Origin of the sequence: Actinomadura geliboluensis (assembly GCF_043197915.1) — a bacterium.
Classification (GTDB): domain Bacteria; phylum Actinomycetota; class Actinomycetes; order Streptosporangiales; family Streptosporangiaceae; genus Spirillospora; species Spirillospora geliboluensis.
This window is the reverse complement of record NZ_JBICUA010000009.1, coordinates 1-14,581: the sequence shown is the minus strand read 5'-3', so window position 1 is coordinate 14,581 and position 14,581 is coordinate 1. Positions and strand designations below refer to the sequence as shown.

The 14,581-nt window shown below is 67.9% G+C and carries 14 protein-coding genes and 1 pseudogene; 7 read left to right on the top strand and 8 right to left on the bottom strand.

The genetic code is table 11. The annotated features are described in order from the left end of the window. Positions 1-232 precede the first annotated feature (232 nt). From ACGFI1_RS27290 to ACGFI1_RS27275, 4 genes are read left to right on the top strand one after another with little or no spacing between them, the layout of a single operon-like run. The gene (locus ACGFI1_RS27290) at positions 233-655 is read left to right on the top strand and encodes a hypothetical protein (protein ID WP_392789107.1); all 423 of its coding nucleotides are present in this window, start codon (positions 233-235) and stop codon (positions 653-655) included. After that, positions 648-1,838, top strand: coding sequence for a hypothetical protein (locus ACGFI1_RS27285; RefSeq protein WP_392789105.1), 1,191 nt, complete (start codon positions 648-650; stop codon positions 1,836-1,838). The genes ACGFI1_RS27290 and ACGFI1_RS27285 overlap by 8 nt, the downstream gene beginning before the upstream one ends. After that, complete coding sequence (locus tag ACGFI1_RS27280; RefSeq protein WP_392789102.1) at positions 1,835-2,431, top strand: hypothetical protein; 597 nt, start codon at positions 1,835-1,837, stop codon at positions 2,429-2,431. The genes ACGFI1_RS27285 and ACGFI1_RS27280 overlap by 4 nt, the downstream gene beginning before the upstream one ends. Before the next feature lie 3 nt (positions 2,432-2,434). Next, positions 2,435-3,307 carry a hypothetical protein gene (locus ACGFI1_RS27275; protein ID WP_392789099.1) on the top strand — a complete coding sequence of 291 codons (873 nt, stop codon included), beginning with the start codon at positions 2,435-2,437 and terminating at the stop codon, positions 3,305-3,307. Between the two features lie 40 nt (positions 3,308-3,347). Here the strand turns inward: ACGFI1_RS27275 and ACGFI1_RS27270 are convergent, their stop codons facing one another. Beyond that, positions 3,348-3,998 carry a TetR/AcrR family transcriptional regulator gene (locus ACGFI1_RS27270; RefSeq protein WP_392789096.1) on the bottom strand — a complete coding sequence of 217 codons (651 nt, stop codon included), beginning with the start codon at positions 3,996-3,998 and terminating at the stop codon, positions 3,348-3,350. A gap of 79 nt (positions 3,999-4,077) precedes the next feature. Between ACGFI1_RS27270 and ACGFI1_RS27265 the strand changes: the two genes are divergently transcribed. Then, a complete protein-coding gene (locus ACGFI1_RS27265; protein WP_392789094.1) occupies positions 4,078-5,097 on the top strand; it encodes a hypothetical protein in 1,020 nt (339 codons plus the stop codon). A gap of 50 nt (positions 5,098-5,147) precedes the next feature. Here the strand turns inward: ACGFI1_RS27265 and ACGFI1_RS27260 are convergent, their stop codons facing one another. The 4 genes from ACGFI1_RS27260 to ACGFI1_RS27245 form a co-directional block, all read right to left on the bottom strand. Beyond that, the gene (locus tag ACGFI1_RS27260) at positions 5,148-9,239 is read right to left on the bottom strand and encodes an Eco57I restriction-modification methylase domain-containing protein (RefSeq protein ID WP_392789092.1); all 4,092 of its coding nucleotides are present in this window, start codon (positions 9,237-9,239) and stop codon (positions 5,148-5,150) included. 663 nt (positions 9,240-9,902) lie between these two features. Next, a complete protein-coding gene (locus tag ACGFI1_RS27255; protein WP_392789089.1) occupies positions 9,903-10,439 on the bottom strand; it encodes a hypothetical protein in 537 nt (178 codons plus the stop codon). A 585-nt stretch (positions 10,440-11,024) separates the two neighbouring features. Beyond that, positions 11,025-11,201: a hypothetical protein gene (locus ACGFI1_RS27250; protein WP_392789086.1), complete on the bottom strand. Its 177-nt coding sequence runs from the start codon at positions 11,199-11,201 to the stop codon at positions 11,025-11,027. A gap of 264 nt (positions 11,202-11,465) precedes the next feature. After that, positions 11,466-11,726 carry a hypothetical protein gene (locus ACGFI1_RS27245; protein WP_392789084.1) on the bottom strand — a complete coding sequence of 87 codons (261 nt, stop codon included), beginning with the start codon at positions 11,724-11,726 and terminating at the stop codon, positions 11,466-11,468. Positions 11,727-12,176: 450 nt separating this feature from the next. On the opposite strand from ACGFI1_RS27245, the pseudogene ACGFI1_RS27240 reads away from it, so the two are divergent. Continuing rightward, positions 12,177-12,958, top strand: a pseudogene (locus ACGFI1_RS27240) (alpha/beta hydrolase). A gap of 178 nt (positions 12,959-13,136) precedes the next feature. Here ACGFI1_RS27240 and ACGFI1_RS27235 read toward each other — a convergent pair. Next, the gene (locus tag ACGFI1_RS27235; RefSeq protein ID WP_392789082.1) at positions 13,137-13,289 is read right to left on the bottom strand and encodes a hypothetical protein; all 153 of its coding nucleotides are present in this window, start codon (positions 13,287-13,289) and stop codon (positions 13,137-13,139) included. On the opposite strand from ACGFI1_RS27235, the gene ACGFI1_RS27230 reads away from it, so the two are divergent. Next, entirely contained in the window at positions 13,288-13,632 is a 345-nt protein-coding gene (locus tag ACGFI1_RS27230) for a class I SAM-dependent methyltransferase (protein WP_392789079.1), read from the top strand. The two genes, ACGFI1_RS27235 and ACGFI1_RS27230, sit on opposite strands and share 2 nt — an antisense overlap. Positions 13,633-13,762: 130 nt before the next feature. Here the strand turns inward: ACGFI1_RS27230 and ACGFI1_RS27225 are convergent, their stop codons facing one another. Together ACGFI1_RS27225 and ACGFI1_RS27220 are read right to left on the bottom strand one after the other, a co-directional pair. Next, entirely contained in the window at positions 13,763-13,957 is a 195-nt protein-coding gene (locus ACGFI1_RS27225) for a DUF397 domain-containing protein (RefSeq protein WP_392789077.1), read from the bottom strand. Then, positions 13,954-14,517 (bottom strand): DUF5753 domain-containing protein, encoded by a 564-nt coding sequence (locus ACGFI1_RS27220; RefSeq protein WP_392789075.1) that lies wholly within the window; start codon positions 14,515-14,517, stop codon positions 13,954-13,956. Before ACGFI1_RS27220 ends, ACGFI1_RS27225 begins: the two co-directional genes overlap by 4 nt. Between the last annotated feature and the right edge of the window lie 64 nt (positions 14,518-14,581).

The following is a 14,581-nucleotide window of genomic DNA, read 5'->3' as shown; positions in this document are numbered from 1 at the left end:
CACGCCCGCCCGTTTCAGCAGGCGCGGCGGCCGTGATGCGAACCACGTTCGGGTTGCGGTCCCGTCCAGTACATCCGAAACATTGCCAAATATGACCGAAATGAAGTCGGCTGTTCTCTGGCCGCGACCGTCCTTGTGCGCGATAACCCTGGAAGATCCGCGATTACCGTCCCATAATGAGGCCTGAATTGGGGACACGGGCGGCCGCGGCGGAACGGGAAGGTGCAACGACATGGATCCCGCGCTGGCAGGACTCGCCGGCGCGGTCGCGGCGGCTCTCGTGGAGGCCATGACGACCGACTTCTGGGGCACCGCGAGGGCGCGGCTCGCACGGATCGTCGGCCGCGGCGCGCAGGCCGCCGAGTCGGATCTGGCCCGGGAACTCGAGGAGTCGGCGGGAAGGGTCGGCCGGAGCTCCCCGCCGGAATCGGCCGCCATGGCGGCCGAGCAGGCGAGATGGACGGCCCTGCTCACGGCCTTCCTCGCCGAGCACATGGACGCTTCGGCCGAACTCCAGGACTTCGTCCGGCACGTCCGAGAGGCATTGCCGGACGCGGAGACCGTCCACGTCGTGCAGAACATCACCACTGGCCGGAACGCCTTCATCGCGGGCCGCGACCAGCACATCTCTCTGACCCTGGACGACGATGGGTGAGGAGCTGGAACGTCCGGCTCCCACCCAGCAGGTGTGGGCGAGACGCGACGCATTCGTCGCGGCCAGAGACATCTACGTCACCGCGGTGCTGGGAAGCGCGTCGCAGCCAATTCCTGCCGCAGGAAGTGCCTGCAAGCGCGAACGGCCTCTCTTCGTCCAGTACACCAATCCGGAGATCCTGGCGTGCTACGGGATCGACGTCGGCGGAAGGCACGCGGCGCTCACGCTGGCCCAGGCCTTGGACGCCACCCGGCTGGCCCTGCTCCTGACCGAGCGCCATCTGCTCATTCCCGCCTCCTACATCTTCGAGATCCCCTGGTACCCGATCTTCCTCGGATGCATCGAGCCGTTGGTGCGGGCGGGCGCGCTGCGCTACGTCGCCCCGGTCTCCGACCTCGCCGACTACCGGGAGATGAAGGTCCACGAGTACCGCCGGGATCGGCACAACCCGTACCGCCACACCGGGTTGCGGGGAATCTGCGCCGATCCCGACTTCCTCTGGGCTCCCCGGCACGGCGGCGGGACGGCCGCCGGAATCGGCGAACTATGGCGCGCGGCTCTGCAGCCCGGCGGAGAACTGCACTGCGTCGCGCGCGGGACCGCACGCAGATGGCACCGGCCGCGCGGACGGGCCGAACGGCTGCTCGCGCGGACCCCCGAACGGCTGGAGGGCCAGGCGTTCATCGCACGGTTCGTGGAACCCACGCTCCCCGTGCCTCTGTCACCCGCCGAAAGCACGTCGCTCGCCTTCTTCCTTTCCCGCGCCTACCTGCGCAGTTACCTCCTCGACCTGGACGCCGCCATCCTCGCCGACCTCCCCGCGGGCGACCTGACCTGCGGGCTCAGCCACAGGTCGGCGGACATGGACGGCAGGCTCCCCTCGGCGCGGCGGCTCGACACGGTGCTGCACTGGCTCGGCGTCGCGGATTTCGTCCACCGCGGCGCCGGGTGGGACGAACTACTGCGGCTGCGCTCCCTGCCCGCGTTCGGGCTCGTCATCGACCGGGCCTATGACGAAGCCTCGCTCGACGCCCTGCGGTTCGCCGTCCTCGCGGTCCGCGGATCACGCGGATTCCGGCTCGCCCGGACCTATGCCGAGGCGAAGTCGAACGTGCAGGCCGTGGCCGGCACCATGGCCGATTTCACACTCAATGGCAGAACGACCTGGAGAGACGATCGATGATCATATCCATATACTGCTCCGGCTCCATCATGAAGGGCGCCTCGGACGAGAAGAAACTCTGCTGGTCCGACATCGAGCGGCTGGAGGTCGCCAAGGGCGCGTCCCCGCACGAGGTCGTCTTCCTGAACCCCGACGACCCCATTACCGACCCGTCGAACACGCTCGGGCAGTTCGGCCGCGACATGTACCAGGTGATGGTCGCGACAGCGGTCGTCGTGGACGCCCGGGAACGGCGCGGCATCGGCATCGGTGTGGAGATGTCCGCCGCCGCCCTCCTCGGAACCCCGATCGTCGTCGTCGCCCCGCGCAACTCCAAGTACCGCGCGGACGAGCTGGAGTACCGCGGCGTCCTCGTCCGCGACTACGTCCACCCGCACGTGGCCGCGCTGGCCTCCGCGGTCGTCGACGATTTCGTGGCCGCCGGGGAGGCGCTCGCGGAACTGGCACCGCTGAAGGCCCGCGACGTCCACCACATGCCCCCATGGCTCGACGAGGCCATCACGGAGTACCGCGACAACGTCCTGCCCGGTGACCCGCCCATGCTGGCCGCGCTGGAGCGCCTGCACGAGCCGTCGCTCGCCAGAGGACGCTGACCATTGGACACCGAGCTGGAACGGAGCAGCGCGGAACTTGTCAAGGACGATCCCCGGCTCTATCTCGTCCACAACGATGCCCTTGAGGAACTGCTCTTCGATCGCAACCTCATGGGCACCGGCTTTCGCGCGGCCTGCCTCCGTTCCAGCCGGTGGTTCGTCGCCCATCTGGCCGACGAGTACCGGCCCGACGAGACCGCCGAGCTGGTGATCCTCAGCAAGGGCCTCGCCTACCGGCTCGCAGAAGCCGTCTCAGCCGAGACGGGCCACAACCTGCCCACCAACCTGATCGCCACCTCGCGGACGGCGGTCGCCCATGACACCGCCCGCATCGAGGTCCCGTACTGCTGCTTCGAGGCTCCGGCCGAGACCCTGCTGATCGGGGACACCGTCGCGTCCGGCGAGACGATCATCGCGGCACTGCGCCACTTCCTGGACGTCCACCCGCTCCGGCGCGTCTTCGTCATCTCCTACGCGGGCACACTCGTGGGCGCCACCAGAATCGCCGAGTTCTGCACGGAGCGCGGCATCGAGGCGACGTTCCTGTTCGGCCTCGCGGCGTTCGGCCTGGGCGACAACGGATTCGACCTGTCGTTCCTGCACCCCGACACGATCACGCGGGCCCAGTACGCCGAGCGGGCCCGCGAGCAGTTCTCCGGACTTCCGGTGTCGGCGGTCGGCTGGGACTTCGGCTCCCAGGCCATGGCACCGCGCAAGTACCGGCGTCTGTCCTGGGTGGAATCGGAGGTGTGGGACCTCACCGGCGAGGACTGCTTCAAGGTCGCCGAAGCACCCGAGGACTGGTCAGAGCTCGCGCACGAGCGAGCCGCCTACGAGCACGCCCTTCACCGTCTCCGCATCCGAATGGACACGTGAGCACCGCACCCGGTCCGCCCGGCAGATCGACTCGCGCGGGTCAGCCCTCCGGCGCGCCGCGTCGGCGCACCAGCGGGAGGTACACCTCATCGACGATCTCGACGAGCACCTCGTCAGGCGCGGTAGGGACGCCGCGCACCACGAACTCGTTGCGCAACAGGACGATCGCCACGGTCGCGACGCGGGGATGGAGTACCTCCGGGGCGACCTCCCCGCGGGCTACCGCGCGTCCGAGGATGGTCAGCCACGGCGCGGCCACGGCGTCGGCCGACTGGTCCGGTAGCTGCGCCAGCAGTTCCGACGCCCCGCCCGCCGCGGCGAGCAGGTCGCGCAGGATCGCCCCGAGCGGGGAGCTCCAGTGCCGGTTCGCCCGGCGGAGCTGTTCAAGGATATCGTCGCGCAGATTGCCGGTGTCGGGCGGCTGGACGGTCCTGGCCAGCCGCCGGTAGGCGGCGATGCCGAGGGCCAGGCGGTTCGGCCAGCGGCGGTAGATGGCGTTCTTGTTGGTGCGGGCGCGCTCGGCGACCCGGTCCATGGTCAGCCCGGAGAACCCCGACTCGGTGAGCTCTGCGACGGCGGCGTCGAGGATCGCCTCCTCCAGGACGGCGCCGCGGCGCCGCGTGGGTCCGTCCCCTGGTCGCTTCCCCGGATCGCCCGCCATGCCCTCGTCCCCGTATCCGGTACCGCCCATTCCTCGCCAAGGTTGGCGTCGCCGCCGCACGATAGGCAAATAGAGTACGATTCGTACCTTAAACGACAGAGAGGACCCCATGCGCGCCAAGGGCATCACCTACGACACCGGCTTCGTCCGCGACGGGCGGAACTCGCGCGGACGCTTCGACCCGGCGCTGGCCGAGCGCGAACTCCGCATCATCCGGGACGACCTGCACTGCAACGCCGTCCGCGTCAGCGGCGGCGACCCCGACCGGCTGGAACTGGCCGCCACGCAGGCCGCCGACCTGGGCCTCGAGGTCTGGTTCTCGCCCTATCCGCTGGAGCTGACCGGCGAGGAGATGCTGGCGCTCTTCGCCGACTGCGCCGACCGCGCCGAGCGGCTCCGGCGGCGGGGTGCGGACGTGGTGTTCGTGACGGGCGCCGAGCTGAGCCTGATGAACAAGGGCTTCCTCCCCGGCGACTCCCTGGCCGAGCGGGTCGGACTCCTGGGCCGACCGGAGGGGCTGCGCGAGCTGGTCCGCGAGGCCAGTGCCCGCGTGAACGCCTTCCTCGGCGACGCCGTGAAGCTCGTCCGCGAACGCTTCGGCGGCCGGATCACCTACGCGGCCGTCCAACTCGACTTCGTGGACTGGACGCCCTTCGACATCGTCTCCATGGACCTCTACCGCTCGGCCGGCATCGCGGACCAGTTCACCGAGGGCGTCCGCACCCTCGTCGCCCAGGGCAAGCCGGTCGCCATCACGGAGTTCGGCTCCTCCTGCTTCCGCGGCGCCGGCGACGTGGGCGCCCGCGGCCTGGAGATCGTCGAGTATGACGAGACGACCGGCGCACCCGTCCGGCTCAACGGCGAGTACGCCCGCGACGAAGCCGGCCAGGCCGCGTACCTGAGCGAGCTACTGGACGTCTTCGAGACCGAAGGCGTCGACAGCGCCTTCGTGTTCATCTTCGCCCTCTACGACCACCCGCACCGGCCCGGCGGCGACCCCCGCGACGACCTGGACCTGGCCAGCTACGGCATCGTCAAGGTCCTCGAGAACGGCCACGGCGCCACCTACCCCGGCATGCCCTGGGAACCGAAGGCCGCCTTCACCGCCGTCGCCGCCCACTACCGCTGACGCGCTGAGCTAAAAGGCCCGTCCCTTGGCGCACGTCGGGCCACGCTTCCTCAGCGCACCGAGTCCCGGCGATCAGGGGCCAAGGAGTCGACGTCTAGAAGAGTTTGCTGGTCAGAGCCACCAGTCGCACCTCTTCCAGGCGCGACCTTCGGGGCCCCCTTGGCCTTCTTGTCATGCAGGCCGGCGGCGACCTCGGCCGCGTAGCGCTCATGGTTCAGTTCCAGGAGGCGATCGACGATCTCTCGCTGGACGACCTGGGGCACGGTGTACCGCGTATCCCGCCCCGCGTCGTGGTGGCCGTGGCCGAGTTGCGGGACCAGGTCGTGCCACCCGTACGCACGGCACACCGCCTCATCGATCATCTCGTGGATCTGCCGAAGCTCCACGATGTCCGCATCCATGCACGTCGGATCGTGCACCATGTTGTACGTCTTCGTGAGCCCAGTTTGCCTCGCCAGCATGAGATCGCGCCGGAACCGATCCAACCGGTCCCCCAGCACCCGCATCTCGGTCGTCATCTCCGGCAGCGGCAACGTCTCGAACACATCCGACGGCGTGTAACGCACACGGGTTTCTAGAGTCGATGCGCGCGATAGCGTCCACCAGTAGTGCGGCGCACTGCTCAGCAACGCCAACATCGCCGTGTCATCGCTGGCAAAGACACCGAGCATGTGCGAGAACACCTGCCTGCACGGCACCAGCACGGGCATAACGACCTTGCTCACCTTTGCGAGAACTATCACTCGCTCCAGCGATGCCACAGCCCGATAAAGCGCATCACGAGGTCGTTCGAATAACCACCAATTTTCACGAATCACTTTATTCGAACTTCTCACCCGCACAGGAAGCACATGGCGCCGTATCATTTCGTAGCACTCGCGATAAGATTCGACCTTCTCTCGTCTCCAGTCATGAAAATTGATGACGTATCGACTGGCGGAGGAGTCTGGCCTGGAAACGACATCTTCGCCGTTCAAGTATGGGTAGAGCACTTCCTCATACTCTGGGTCGTCACACAGCAACCGACGAGCCCAGCCGGTCGACACGATGAAACCACTGCCCGTCACCTTCGTCCCCTCGAAGGCCAAACCACTATTGCGGACAAGACGCTCTGCCGCCCCGTTGACACGCGTTATCGGGTCGAGAGCCGGGGTTATACCCGGGACGACGTGCTCGTCCACCACGCACTCGGCTGCCTTTCCAAGGGGCGCTTTTGACGTCCAGACCACGCAGTACTCAAGTGAAACCCTCTTTGAAGGCCACGGCTCACTCTTGATCGCTCTGCGAATGCATGTCCCGGTCGCGCAGATCCGATCCAGACCTACCTCCCGCGTTCCACCCTGCGCAAGGGTGTTCGTGGCGATCAAACCGGACTGTCCATCCGATCCCAAAATTTCGTGGGCACGGATCAGGAAGTAGGCGACCAGGTCCGCGTTGCCCCTGGCACCACCGGCGACCACCTGGACCAGAGCATCCCGATAGGCGCCCCCCAACAAACCGCTGATCTTGGAGCCCCCACGGAAGGGCGGATTGCCGATGACGGCGTCGAAGCCGCCGGTCTCGAAGACCTCTGGGAAGACCAGCGGCCAGTGGAGGGGACGGCGTTCCATGGCTCCGTCCGGCAGATCCGCGCGGAGCCACAGCCGGCATCGACGGCGGGCGGCGAGGATAGCGCTCTCATCGCCGGCCATGGCTTCGCGCGCGGCCGCCACGGCCAGTTTCGAGGCGGTGTCGAGGCCGGTTTTGCCCCTGCCGGCATGGACGAGGGCGGAGCCCGTGGTGAGGTCGGCGAGGAGCTGGGCCCATTCGGTGTCTCGTGCGACTCCGTCCAGGATCAGGCGCTTGTCATCCAGCTTGTTCAGGTCGGTACCTTCGATCTCGACCAACCGGCGGCGCTCGATGGCGACGCGGCGAACGAGGACGCGGATCTTCGAGGTCAGGTCGAAGAGGGCTCCATCGTCCTCATGGAGGGCGCGGCCTCGTTCCACGTCCATGTGCATGACTTCGAGCTGGTCGAGGGAGGTGATACCCAGCAGGGAATCGCCGATGATAAGGCGGTCGTCCAGGAAGGCAAACGGGCGGTCGGGGCAGACCAGCCATAGCGACAGCTTGGCGATGTCGACCGCCATGTCGTTGATGTCAGCACCGTAGAGGCAATGCTCGATGATCTGGCGGCGGGCCTCGACGACCACCGAGTCGGCATCGGCGTCGAAGCTCGGGACCGTGGCCGCGGTTTTGTAGTCGCGAACGCGTTCGTCGCCCTCACTGATCCATGCGCCGACCAGGTGATTGGCAAGGTAGCGGCAGGCTGCCACCAGGAACGCCCCCGAGCCCATCGCGATGTCAACGATCCGCAACGAGAGGATCTCGCCCGACGAGCGGGGGCTCCATTCTTTACGGTCCGCGGTCTGCACCGGGCCTGGGGAGTAGACGAGCGGTTCCAGGGCGTTCTCAACGACCTTGGTCGCGAGCTCACTCGGTGTGTAGTGAGCACCTGTCCGCTGGCGGAGGGGCGACTCGGTCACGTACAGGGCGTCCGTCAGGATGACCATCGGCAGGTCGCGCAGGTCCCGGCGGATCAGGCCGAAGAAGGGCAAGAGCCGCTCGGTCAGCTCGTAGTCGCCCCAAGTGACTGCCAGCAGTTTACGCTCAGCCTCTTTCTTCTCGGCCTGCGTAAGGGGTGCAAGACGTCTCTCGACGGCCTTCGGAGATCCGATACGGGAGTCTTTGTACTCATCAGCGAGTCTGGCGGCCAAGGACGGGACGTCCGGGCAGGCACCCGCCAGATCTTCGAGTGCGCTGAGGGCCACCTCCTCTTCGTGGCCCGGTCTTCCGATCAACCCGACATGTGTTTCGCCGGCATAGTATGCGTCGTGCGAAAGAAGCCCTTCGTAGACGTAGCCGATCTCTTCTACGGCTAGCGTGCGGAAAGACAGCCTTCGCCGCTCACGCATCTTCCCCGTGCCGATCTGCACGTACTGCACCGACTGCAGAATGTGCAGGACGGTACGGTCGTCAATCGTCTCGGGCAGCCATGGGTAGCGGTCAGCGTCGAAGATGGAGCCGTCATGGGGCGGTATCGGCATGTCCGGGTGGTCGATGCCCTGGTAGACCGCGGCGAAGAGCGCAAGGAGCCGGGACCATCCGGCGTAAGTGTGCTCCAGGTCCTCCTCGCTGCCGTCCCTGACGCGCTCCTCGAGTTCGCTGCACAGAAGCCCGGCAGAGTAGGACTTCCTGTAGAGCGGCCTGTCCGCGGGCAGCAGCCCGCATTCCTCCGCGCAGAGGAGGAAGATGATGCGCATCATTACGGCGACGGCTCCGCGGTAAACCTCGCGGGCGGGAACGTCGCCTATCCCGGTGCCGCCTCGGGCGATGTCCGAGGTGTGGGAGCGTCCGATTGCCGCGACGAGAAGCTCCACAGCCTGGCGCACTTGGACGCCCAGGGCCTCGGTGATCTCCTCCTGGCTGTCCTTGCTCGCCTCCAGGAGGTCGGGCAGCGTCTCACCGTCGGGGACGCCGAAGAACCGCGTCCGGCAGAGAATGGACACGAACGCGCGGACGACATCGCGTTCCGCGGCCTCCTGCCAGGTGACCGCGTCGAAGACGGCCGTTGTGGTGACGCCGCCGCGCGGAGCCCAGATCAGCGCCCACCAGCGTCCGTCTGTCGCGATCCCGAGGGGCACGTCGTGGTGGCGGCAGAGCTGTGCGAGCCGATCCGCGGGTGTCGCCGGCCAGTCGGATTCCTTGATGCGCTGGTTGGGGTGCGCGTCGCATATGAGGCCGAGAACACGGATGGACTTCGCGTCCGCCCCCGCGTCGGCCCCTGGCTCACGCAGGGCGAAGGACGGCGCCACCGTCGTGTCGTGCGTGGGGACGTCCATGGTGAGGTCGGCGACGTCGTCCTCGTACTGGACGAGCTCTCCCCAGCCGAGAAGTTCGGTCAGGACATAATCGATCCACGGTCGTCCAGGAAGCGCCTTGTGCTTCAGCCGGAGACGTTCACGGGCCTCCTTGCCCAGCGCGTCAAGTGCGGGCCAGGTGCGACGGAGAACCGGAAGGCTGAGGAACGGTCCGGTGACATCGATGAGATCGAGCCATCCCGTGTGGTCGAAGTCGTCCTGACGTCTGGCGAACCGTGCCATTCATCGGCCCTCCCGCCTCGGCCTGTCTACCGTTTCTAGGCCGTGACCGCTCCGTTTTCCTTCCTCCTTTAGAACCAGGCGCCTACGCTTTTTGCATGAGGCAATGCCTTCGCCGGCGGGTAGATGGCCGGGGCGAAGGCGGCTTTCGCCTCAAACTGGACCGCCTGCCATGTGCGGCCCTCCGAACGCGGGGTCGGTGACGGCTTTGCGGTTCGCCTCAGCTTGCGGAACCAGCGGCATCGCGTCCTGCGGCGATCGCCGAACTGCTCGAATTCGTCGTCCGATACGGGACACGCGCCGCGCATGGAGCGACCTTGGGGGGACCGGGGACAGGCGGCTCGTGCGGAAAGCCACCCCGAAGCCTGGGGCGCCGGCGGTGATGTGCGGGCGGTGCGCCAGGCCGCGCACGGCCTAGGAGTTCGTCGGGCGTGGCGGCGGCTTGGAGCAGTCCGGGTCTAGCGACCGAGACTCAGCAGCGCCATGCCCTCGCCTCGGCGTATCCCGCTCTCTGGGGTCCGCAGCGCCGCCCGAGATTGGTCTGCCGCCTCCCCGGTCTCGTGACGGCAGTTACCGGGCGAGCATCAGCCGCACCGCACGTGCCGCTCGTCCTGGGTGTGCGGCCGCTGAGCTCGGCGACGCACAGGCAGCTCGTTTGTCGCGGGGTTACTTGTTCCAGTTCTTGAAGGCTTTGATGACGTCCTTGTTACGCAGGAGCCCGAAAGTCTCGCCCCAACTCCTCTGGAGGGCTTCCGAAAGGTATTCCAGGTTGAAGCGGCCCTCCGGGCGGGCGATGATCGCCCAGGTCGCGGCGGCAGCATGGCCTTGAGTGTCCACCAGATTCCTCAGGGTGGTCGCGAGGGTGTTGTAATCCTTGCCGCGGTTGGCCGAGGTACCCCACACGGAGATGACACTCGCGTCCCGCGCCGTTCCGACGAGCAGGCTCAGGAAAGTCAGCGGGGTCTGCTTGCGGCCCACTGGAGGGACGTCGCTGAAACCGTTGCCGATGAGCCATCCGTTGGGCGCGCGCCTCGAATCGATGTCGGCCTTCAAGCGGGCGTACATCTGTTCGTTGCAGAAATCCGTGAGGGAATTGAGGAAATACTCGCCCGCATCCGGGACGGCGGCTGCCACGTGATCGGCGATGGTCACCTCGCCCGGCTCCGAAAGATCGATCTGTTCCTTCTTGCCGAAGATCCCCATCAGCGGCCACCCTTGAGTAAAACGCCCCATGGACGAAGGAAATCGTTGTGGAGGTCGTACGGCTTCCCCATTCGACGAGCCCCCTTGCACTCGTGGTCACGCATGCCAGGATCACATTCATCCTGGCATGACAACGCTGCTATATTAACGAACTCATCCCCTATGTGGCTATGGCAGCGGGTCGAAAGCCGTGGAATCCCGGAGTGGACCGGACACCGAACGCGAAGCGGTTCGACCACGGCGAAAACCATTGCGGACAGGCTGTTTCGACTATTTCGGCAAGGGCATCGTCGGGGACGGTGGGGACGCCACTATGCCGAACTCGTTGCGGAGTACGAAGATCGCCACGGTCGCGACGCGGAGATGGGGTGTCTCCGGAGCGCGCCCTCGCCGCGTGCCCCGGCGCGTCCGAGGATGGTCAGCCAGGGAACGGCCACGGCACCACCTGTCCCGACGTGCCATGGGAACGAAGGTCGCTTAACCGCCGTCGCCGACCGCTGCCGCCGGCACGACCCGATCCGCAAGGCCCGTAGTCGGGAGGGTAGAGGTGAACCACCAGGTCGAGTGGGCTGAACTGATCGGTGATCAGAGGACGAACGGTATGCCAGGCGGGCCCTCCGTGACCGCAGCCGAGGGCGGGACGGCCGCACCGATGACGCCCGACTCGGTCAGGGTGCGGGCGAGGCCGCGCAGGCCGGTCTCGATGTCGTCAGGCGGGACCGGCTGCGCCGGTGGCGCGTGGTCGGCACGTTGATGACCCATCGGCCGGCGTCGATCGGAACGGCAAGAACCTTGCCGGGCCGCAGACGGCCTTCCGCGCACCTTCGGTGCAGGCGCTGAAGTTGGCGGGGAACGCGCGCTCGAACTGAAGCGCGAGCCCCTCCCCGTCGCCCCGGCCGTGGTGACGGGGTCGCCGAGCGCCTGCGCATCGTCCTGCAGAAGGTCGCCGGTCCCCGCGGTTGCCCGTTGTTCGGCAGTGCCAGGCGGCCAGGGCGAGCCGGGCCCGGGTCAGGCCGGTAAGGCTGGTCAGGCCGGTGGACAAGGTTCTGCCGACCTGATCGAGGCGGCGGGCGACGCTGCTGTGGTGCCGATGGAGGACGTCGGCGGCGCCGCGCACGGCGTCCACGGGGATCTGGGCGGGCAGTGCCATCGCCCCCAGGTCATCGTGGCGGACGACCGATCCAGCAGGACGGGCGGTCCGGGGCGCTCCAGCCACACCGCACCGACCTCTTCCTCGTCGAGGACGATCGGCAGGATGCTGGACGCGGCCGCCGACGAGCCGGGCACCGACGTGCCATCCGGCGCTGCACGAACGACCTGTCCCGGCCCGTGAAGCCGGATTCCGGCCGGGCACTCGGCCAGGCCCGCCGAGGCCCGTGCGAGCGCCGGGAGATCCACCCGCCGGCGCATCAGCGTGTCGTAGAAGGCGACGACGCGGATCGCGCCCTGCCGTACGAGTCCAGTCCCGACAGCCGGACGGCCAGAGCCTCCATGCCCGAAGGATAAGGCCACGGTCGTCGCGTGACCCGGGCCGGATGCGCGACGGACGGCGGATGAGCCCGGCGTCCGCCGTCGCGAGGGTGGACGTGGACGTCATGGATCCCGAACTCGACGCGTTCTTCACCGTTCATCCCGAAGGCCGACCTGACCGATCCCGTCGCCGCGCGCAGGCGACTCGCCGAACTGGCCGCCGCGGCCCCGAGCGAGATCACCGCAGCGGCCCCCGGCACCGAGGGCATGAAGGTCGAGGACCGCACGGTCCCCGCCGCCCCGGACGTCCCGGTGCGGATCTACCGCCCGAGCGGCGCCCACGGCGCCATCGTCTGGCTGCGCGGCGGCTGGATCGTCGGGACCCTGGACGCCGAGCACCCGACCGCCGTCCGGCTCGCCGGAGCGTCCGGCGCGGTCATGATCTCCGTGGACTACCGCCAGGCCCCTGAACACCGGTTCCCCGCCACGCTGGACGACGTCTACGCCGTCCTGGAGTGGACGGCCGAGAACGCGTCCGACTCGGCATCGCCCCGGACCGGGTCGCGGTCGGCGGGCACAGCGCCGGCGCGGGCCTCGCGGCCGGAGTGGCGTGGCGGGCGCGCGACGAGCAGGGGCCGCCGATCCGCTTCCAGTTGCTCAACCAGCCCGCACTGGACGACCGGCAGGAGACGTGGTCACAGCGCGACTTCACCGACCCCCCTTGGCAGGACCACGACAGCCTCACCACGGTGTGGCGTCACTATCTGGGAGAGGCTCCTGTGACCCCGTACGCCGCCCGTGCCCGCGCCGACGACCTGTCCGGCCTGCCACCGGCGTACGTGTCGGCCGCCGAGTTCGACCCGCTCCGCGACGAGGACATCGGGTACGCGCTGCGCCTGCTGCAAGCGGGCGTCACGGTCGAACCGCACCAGTGGCCGGGGACGTTCCACGGCTTGCACGCGATCCTGTCCGCCGACGTGTCGCAGCGGCGGAGCGCCGAACTCGGCGCCGTCCTGCGCCGCGCACTGGCCGAGGGAGGCGACCGGTGAGCGACGTCCGCCCGGATCTGAGCCGACGCCGGGGCGACTATGGCATCGACGGAGACTTTCGTGTGATCCCCCGCGCGGGCACGCCATCATCCTCGCCCTGATCGGCATAGTGCTGGTCGCGCCGACCGTCCGCAGCTCCGCGACCGGTGCCGTCACCGCCGCCGTGATGTTCGGCTTGTTATCGCTCGCTTTCGCGCTGCTCGTCAGCTCGTACCTGCGGACGTCCCGCGTCGGCGAGTTCGAAGTGTGGGCCCGCGTCCTCGGCGACCTGCGGCTGCGCGGCGACGAGCACGTCCTGGACCTCGGCTTTCGGACGCGGCGTCCTGCTCATGACGGCCGCCAGGCTGCTCCCCCACGGATGCGCGGTCGGCATCGACCTAAGGCACGCCGACCAGAGCGGCAGCAGCCCGGACGCCACCCGCCGCAACGCCGAACTCGAAGGCGTCGCCGACCGGACCGAGGTGGAGACCGGTGACATGACACGGCTACCGTTCGCCGACGAGACCTTCGACCTGGTCATCAGCAAGTGGGCCGTGCACAACACTCGTCCGCGGAAGGACGTGAGGCCGCCATCGACGAAGCCGCGCGCGTCCTCCGCCCCGGCGGCCGACTCGCCATCGCCGACCTGCGGCACACGAACCGGCACCGCGCCCGCCTGCACGACCTCGGCCTGACCGACGTCCACCGGCACAAGCTCGGCTGGCGCATGTGGTGCGGCGCGCCGTTCTTCCCACCAGGCTCCTCACAGCGACCAAGGCCGCCCCCACCCACCGGCCAGGACTAGACCCGGGCCGGGCGGGACGATCAGCGGGACGGGTGCCGCTTGACCTGCTCGATCAGGTCGGCGAACTGCGCAACGGACAAGGTGAGGTGACCACCATCCGGGTCCTTGCTGTCCCGTACCCCGATCCCAGCCTCCGGCGCAAGCCGCCCCAGCTCAACGCACACGTCATCGTTCGCGGAGCCACTGTAGGAGCTCTTGCGCCACTGGACGGTCATGTGTAGCTCTCCAAGTACCACTTGATCAGTTTGCGCGAGGCGTCCTGAGAGTCCGCCTTTGCGCCGATACGTTCGAAACTATCAACAACATCCTTGATCTCGTTGGGCATCTCGATCAAGCGCCCACCGCCGTGTGCCCCCGCGTAGGCGATGTCGCGGTCGGGAAGCCCGATGAGCTGGAAGAAACCGTCCGACCCCTCATGCTCACCGGCCGAGAAGGGGACGATCCGGAGGATCACGTTCCAGCGTTCGCCCATTTCGAGGAGGTGTTCGAGTTGCGCCTTCATGACCTCGACTCCTCCTACACGACGCGCAAGAACAGCCTCGTCCAGCAGAGCCCAGATGTACGGCGGATCCTCTCGTTCCAGAATAGCCCGCTTTCGTGCGATCCTTCCCGCAAGCACCGCTTCGCGGTCTTTCGCCGTACTCAGCCGACCGTACCGCCGCGTGTAGTCATCGGTCTGGAGAAGCAGCGGGATCAACTGCCCGTGGAAGACCTTGATCTCAGCCGCCTGGCGCTCGTGCTGGCTGTACTGCTTGGTCGGGTAGCGGGGACGCATTACTACGTCCCCGCCCCCTCAGAACCGTGCGTGCCATTCGTCACGGCACACGGCTCAAGCAGAT

What these genes read in the sequence shown, in the direction of transcription:
- ACGFI1_RS27290 (WP_392789107.1), top strand. Translation starts at nt 233, where the DNA reads ATGGATCCCGCGCTGGCAGGACTCGCCGGCGCGGTCGCGGCGGCTCTC.
- ACGFI1_RS27285 (WP_392789105.1), top strand. Translation starts at nt 648, where the DNA reads ATGGGTGAGGAGCTGGAACGTCCGGCTCCCACCCAGCAGGTGTGGGCG.
- ACGFI1_RS27280 (WP_392789102.1), top strand. Translation starts at nt 1,835, where the DNA reads ATGATCATATCCATATACTGCTCCGGCTCCATCATGAAGGGCGCCTCG.
- ACGFI1_RS27270 (WP_392789096.1), bottom strand. Translation starts at nt 3,998, where the DNA reads ATGGGCGGTACCGGATACGGGGACGAGGGCATGGCGGGCGATCCGGGG.
- ACGFI1_RS27265 (WP_392789094.1), top strand. Translation starts at nt 4,078, where the DNA reads ATGCGCGCCAAGGGCATCACCTACGACACCGGCTTCGTCCGCGACGGG.
- ACGFI1_RS27260 (WP_392789092.1), bottom strand. Translation starts at nt 9,239, where the DNA reads ATGGCACGGTTCGCCAGACGTCAGGACGACTTCGACCACACGGGATGG.
- ACGFI1_RS27255 (WP_392789089.1), bottom strand. Translation starts at nt 10,439, where the DNA reads ATGGGGATCTTCGGCAAGAAGGAACAGATCGATCTTTCGGAGCCGGGC.
- ACGFI1_RS27250 (WP_392789086.1), bottom strand. Translation starts at nt 11,201, where the DNA reads ATGGGTCATCAACGTGCCGACCACGCGCCACCGGCGCAGCCGGTCCCG.
- ACGFI1_RS27230 (WP_392789079.1), top strand. Translation starts at nt 13,288, where the DNA reads ATGACGGCCGCCAGGCTGCTCCCCCACGGATGCGCGGTCGGCATCGAC.
- ACGFI1_RS27235 (WP_392789082.1), bottom strand. Translation starts at nt 13,289, where the DNA reads ATGAGCAGGACGCCGCGTCCGAAAGCCGAGGTCCAGGACGTGCTCGTC.
- ACGFI1_RS27225 (WP_392789077.1), bottom strand. Translation starts at nt 13,957, where the DNA reads ATGACCGTCCAGTGGCGCAAGAGCTCCTACAGTGGCTCCGCGAACGAT.
- ACGFI1_RS27220 (WP_392789075.1), bottom strand. Translation starts at nt 14,517, where the DNA reads ATGCGTCCCCGCTACCCGACCAAGCAGTACAGCCAGCACGAGCGCCAG.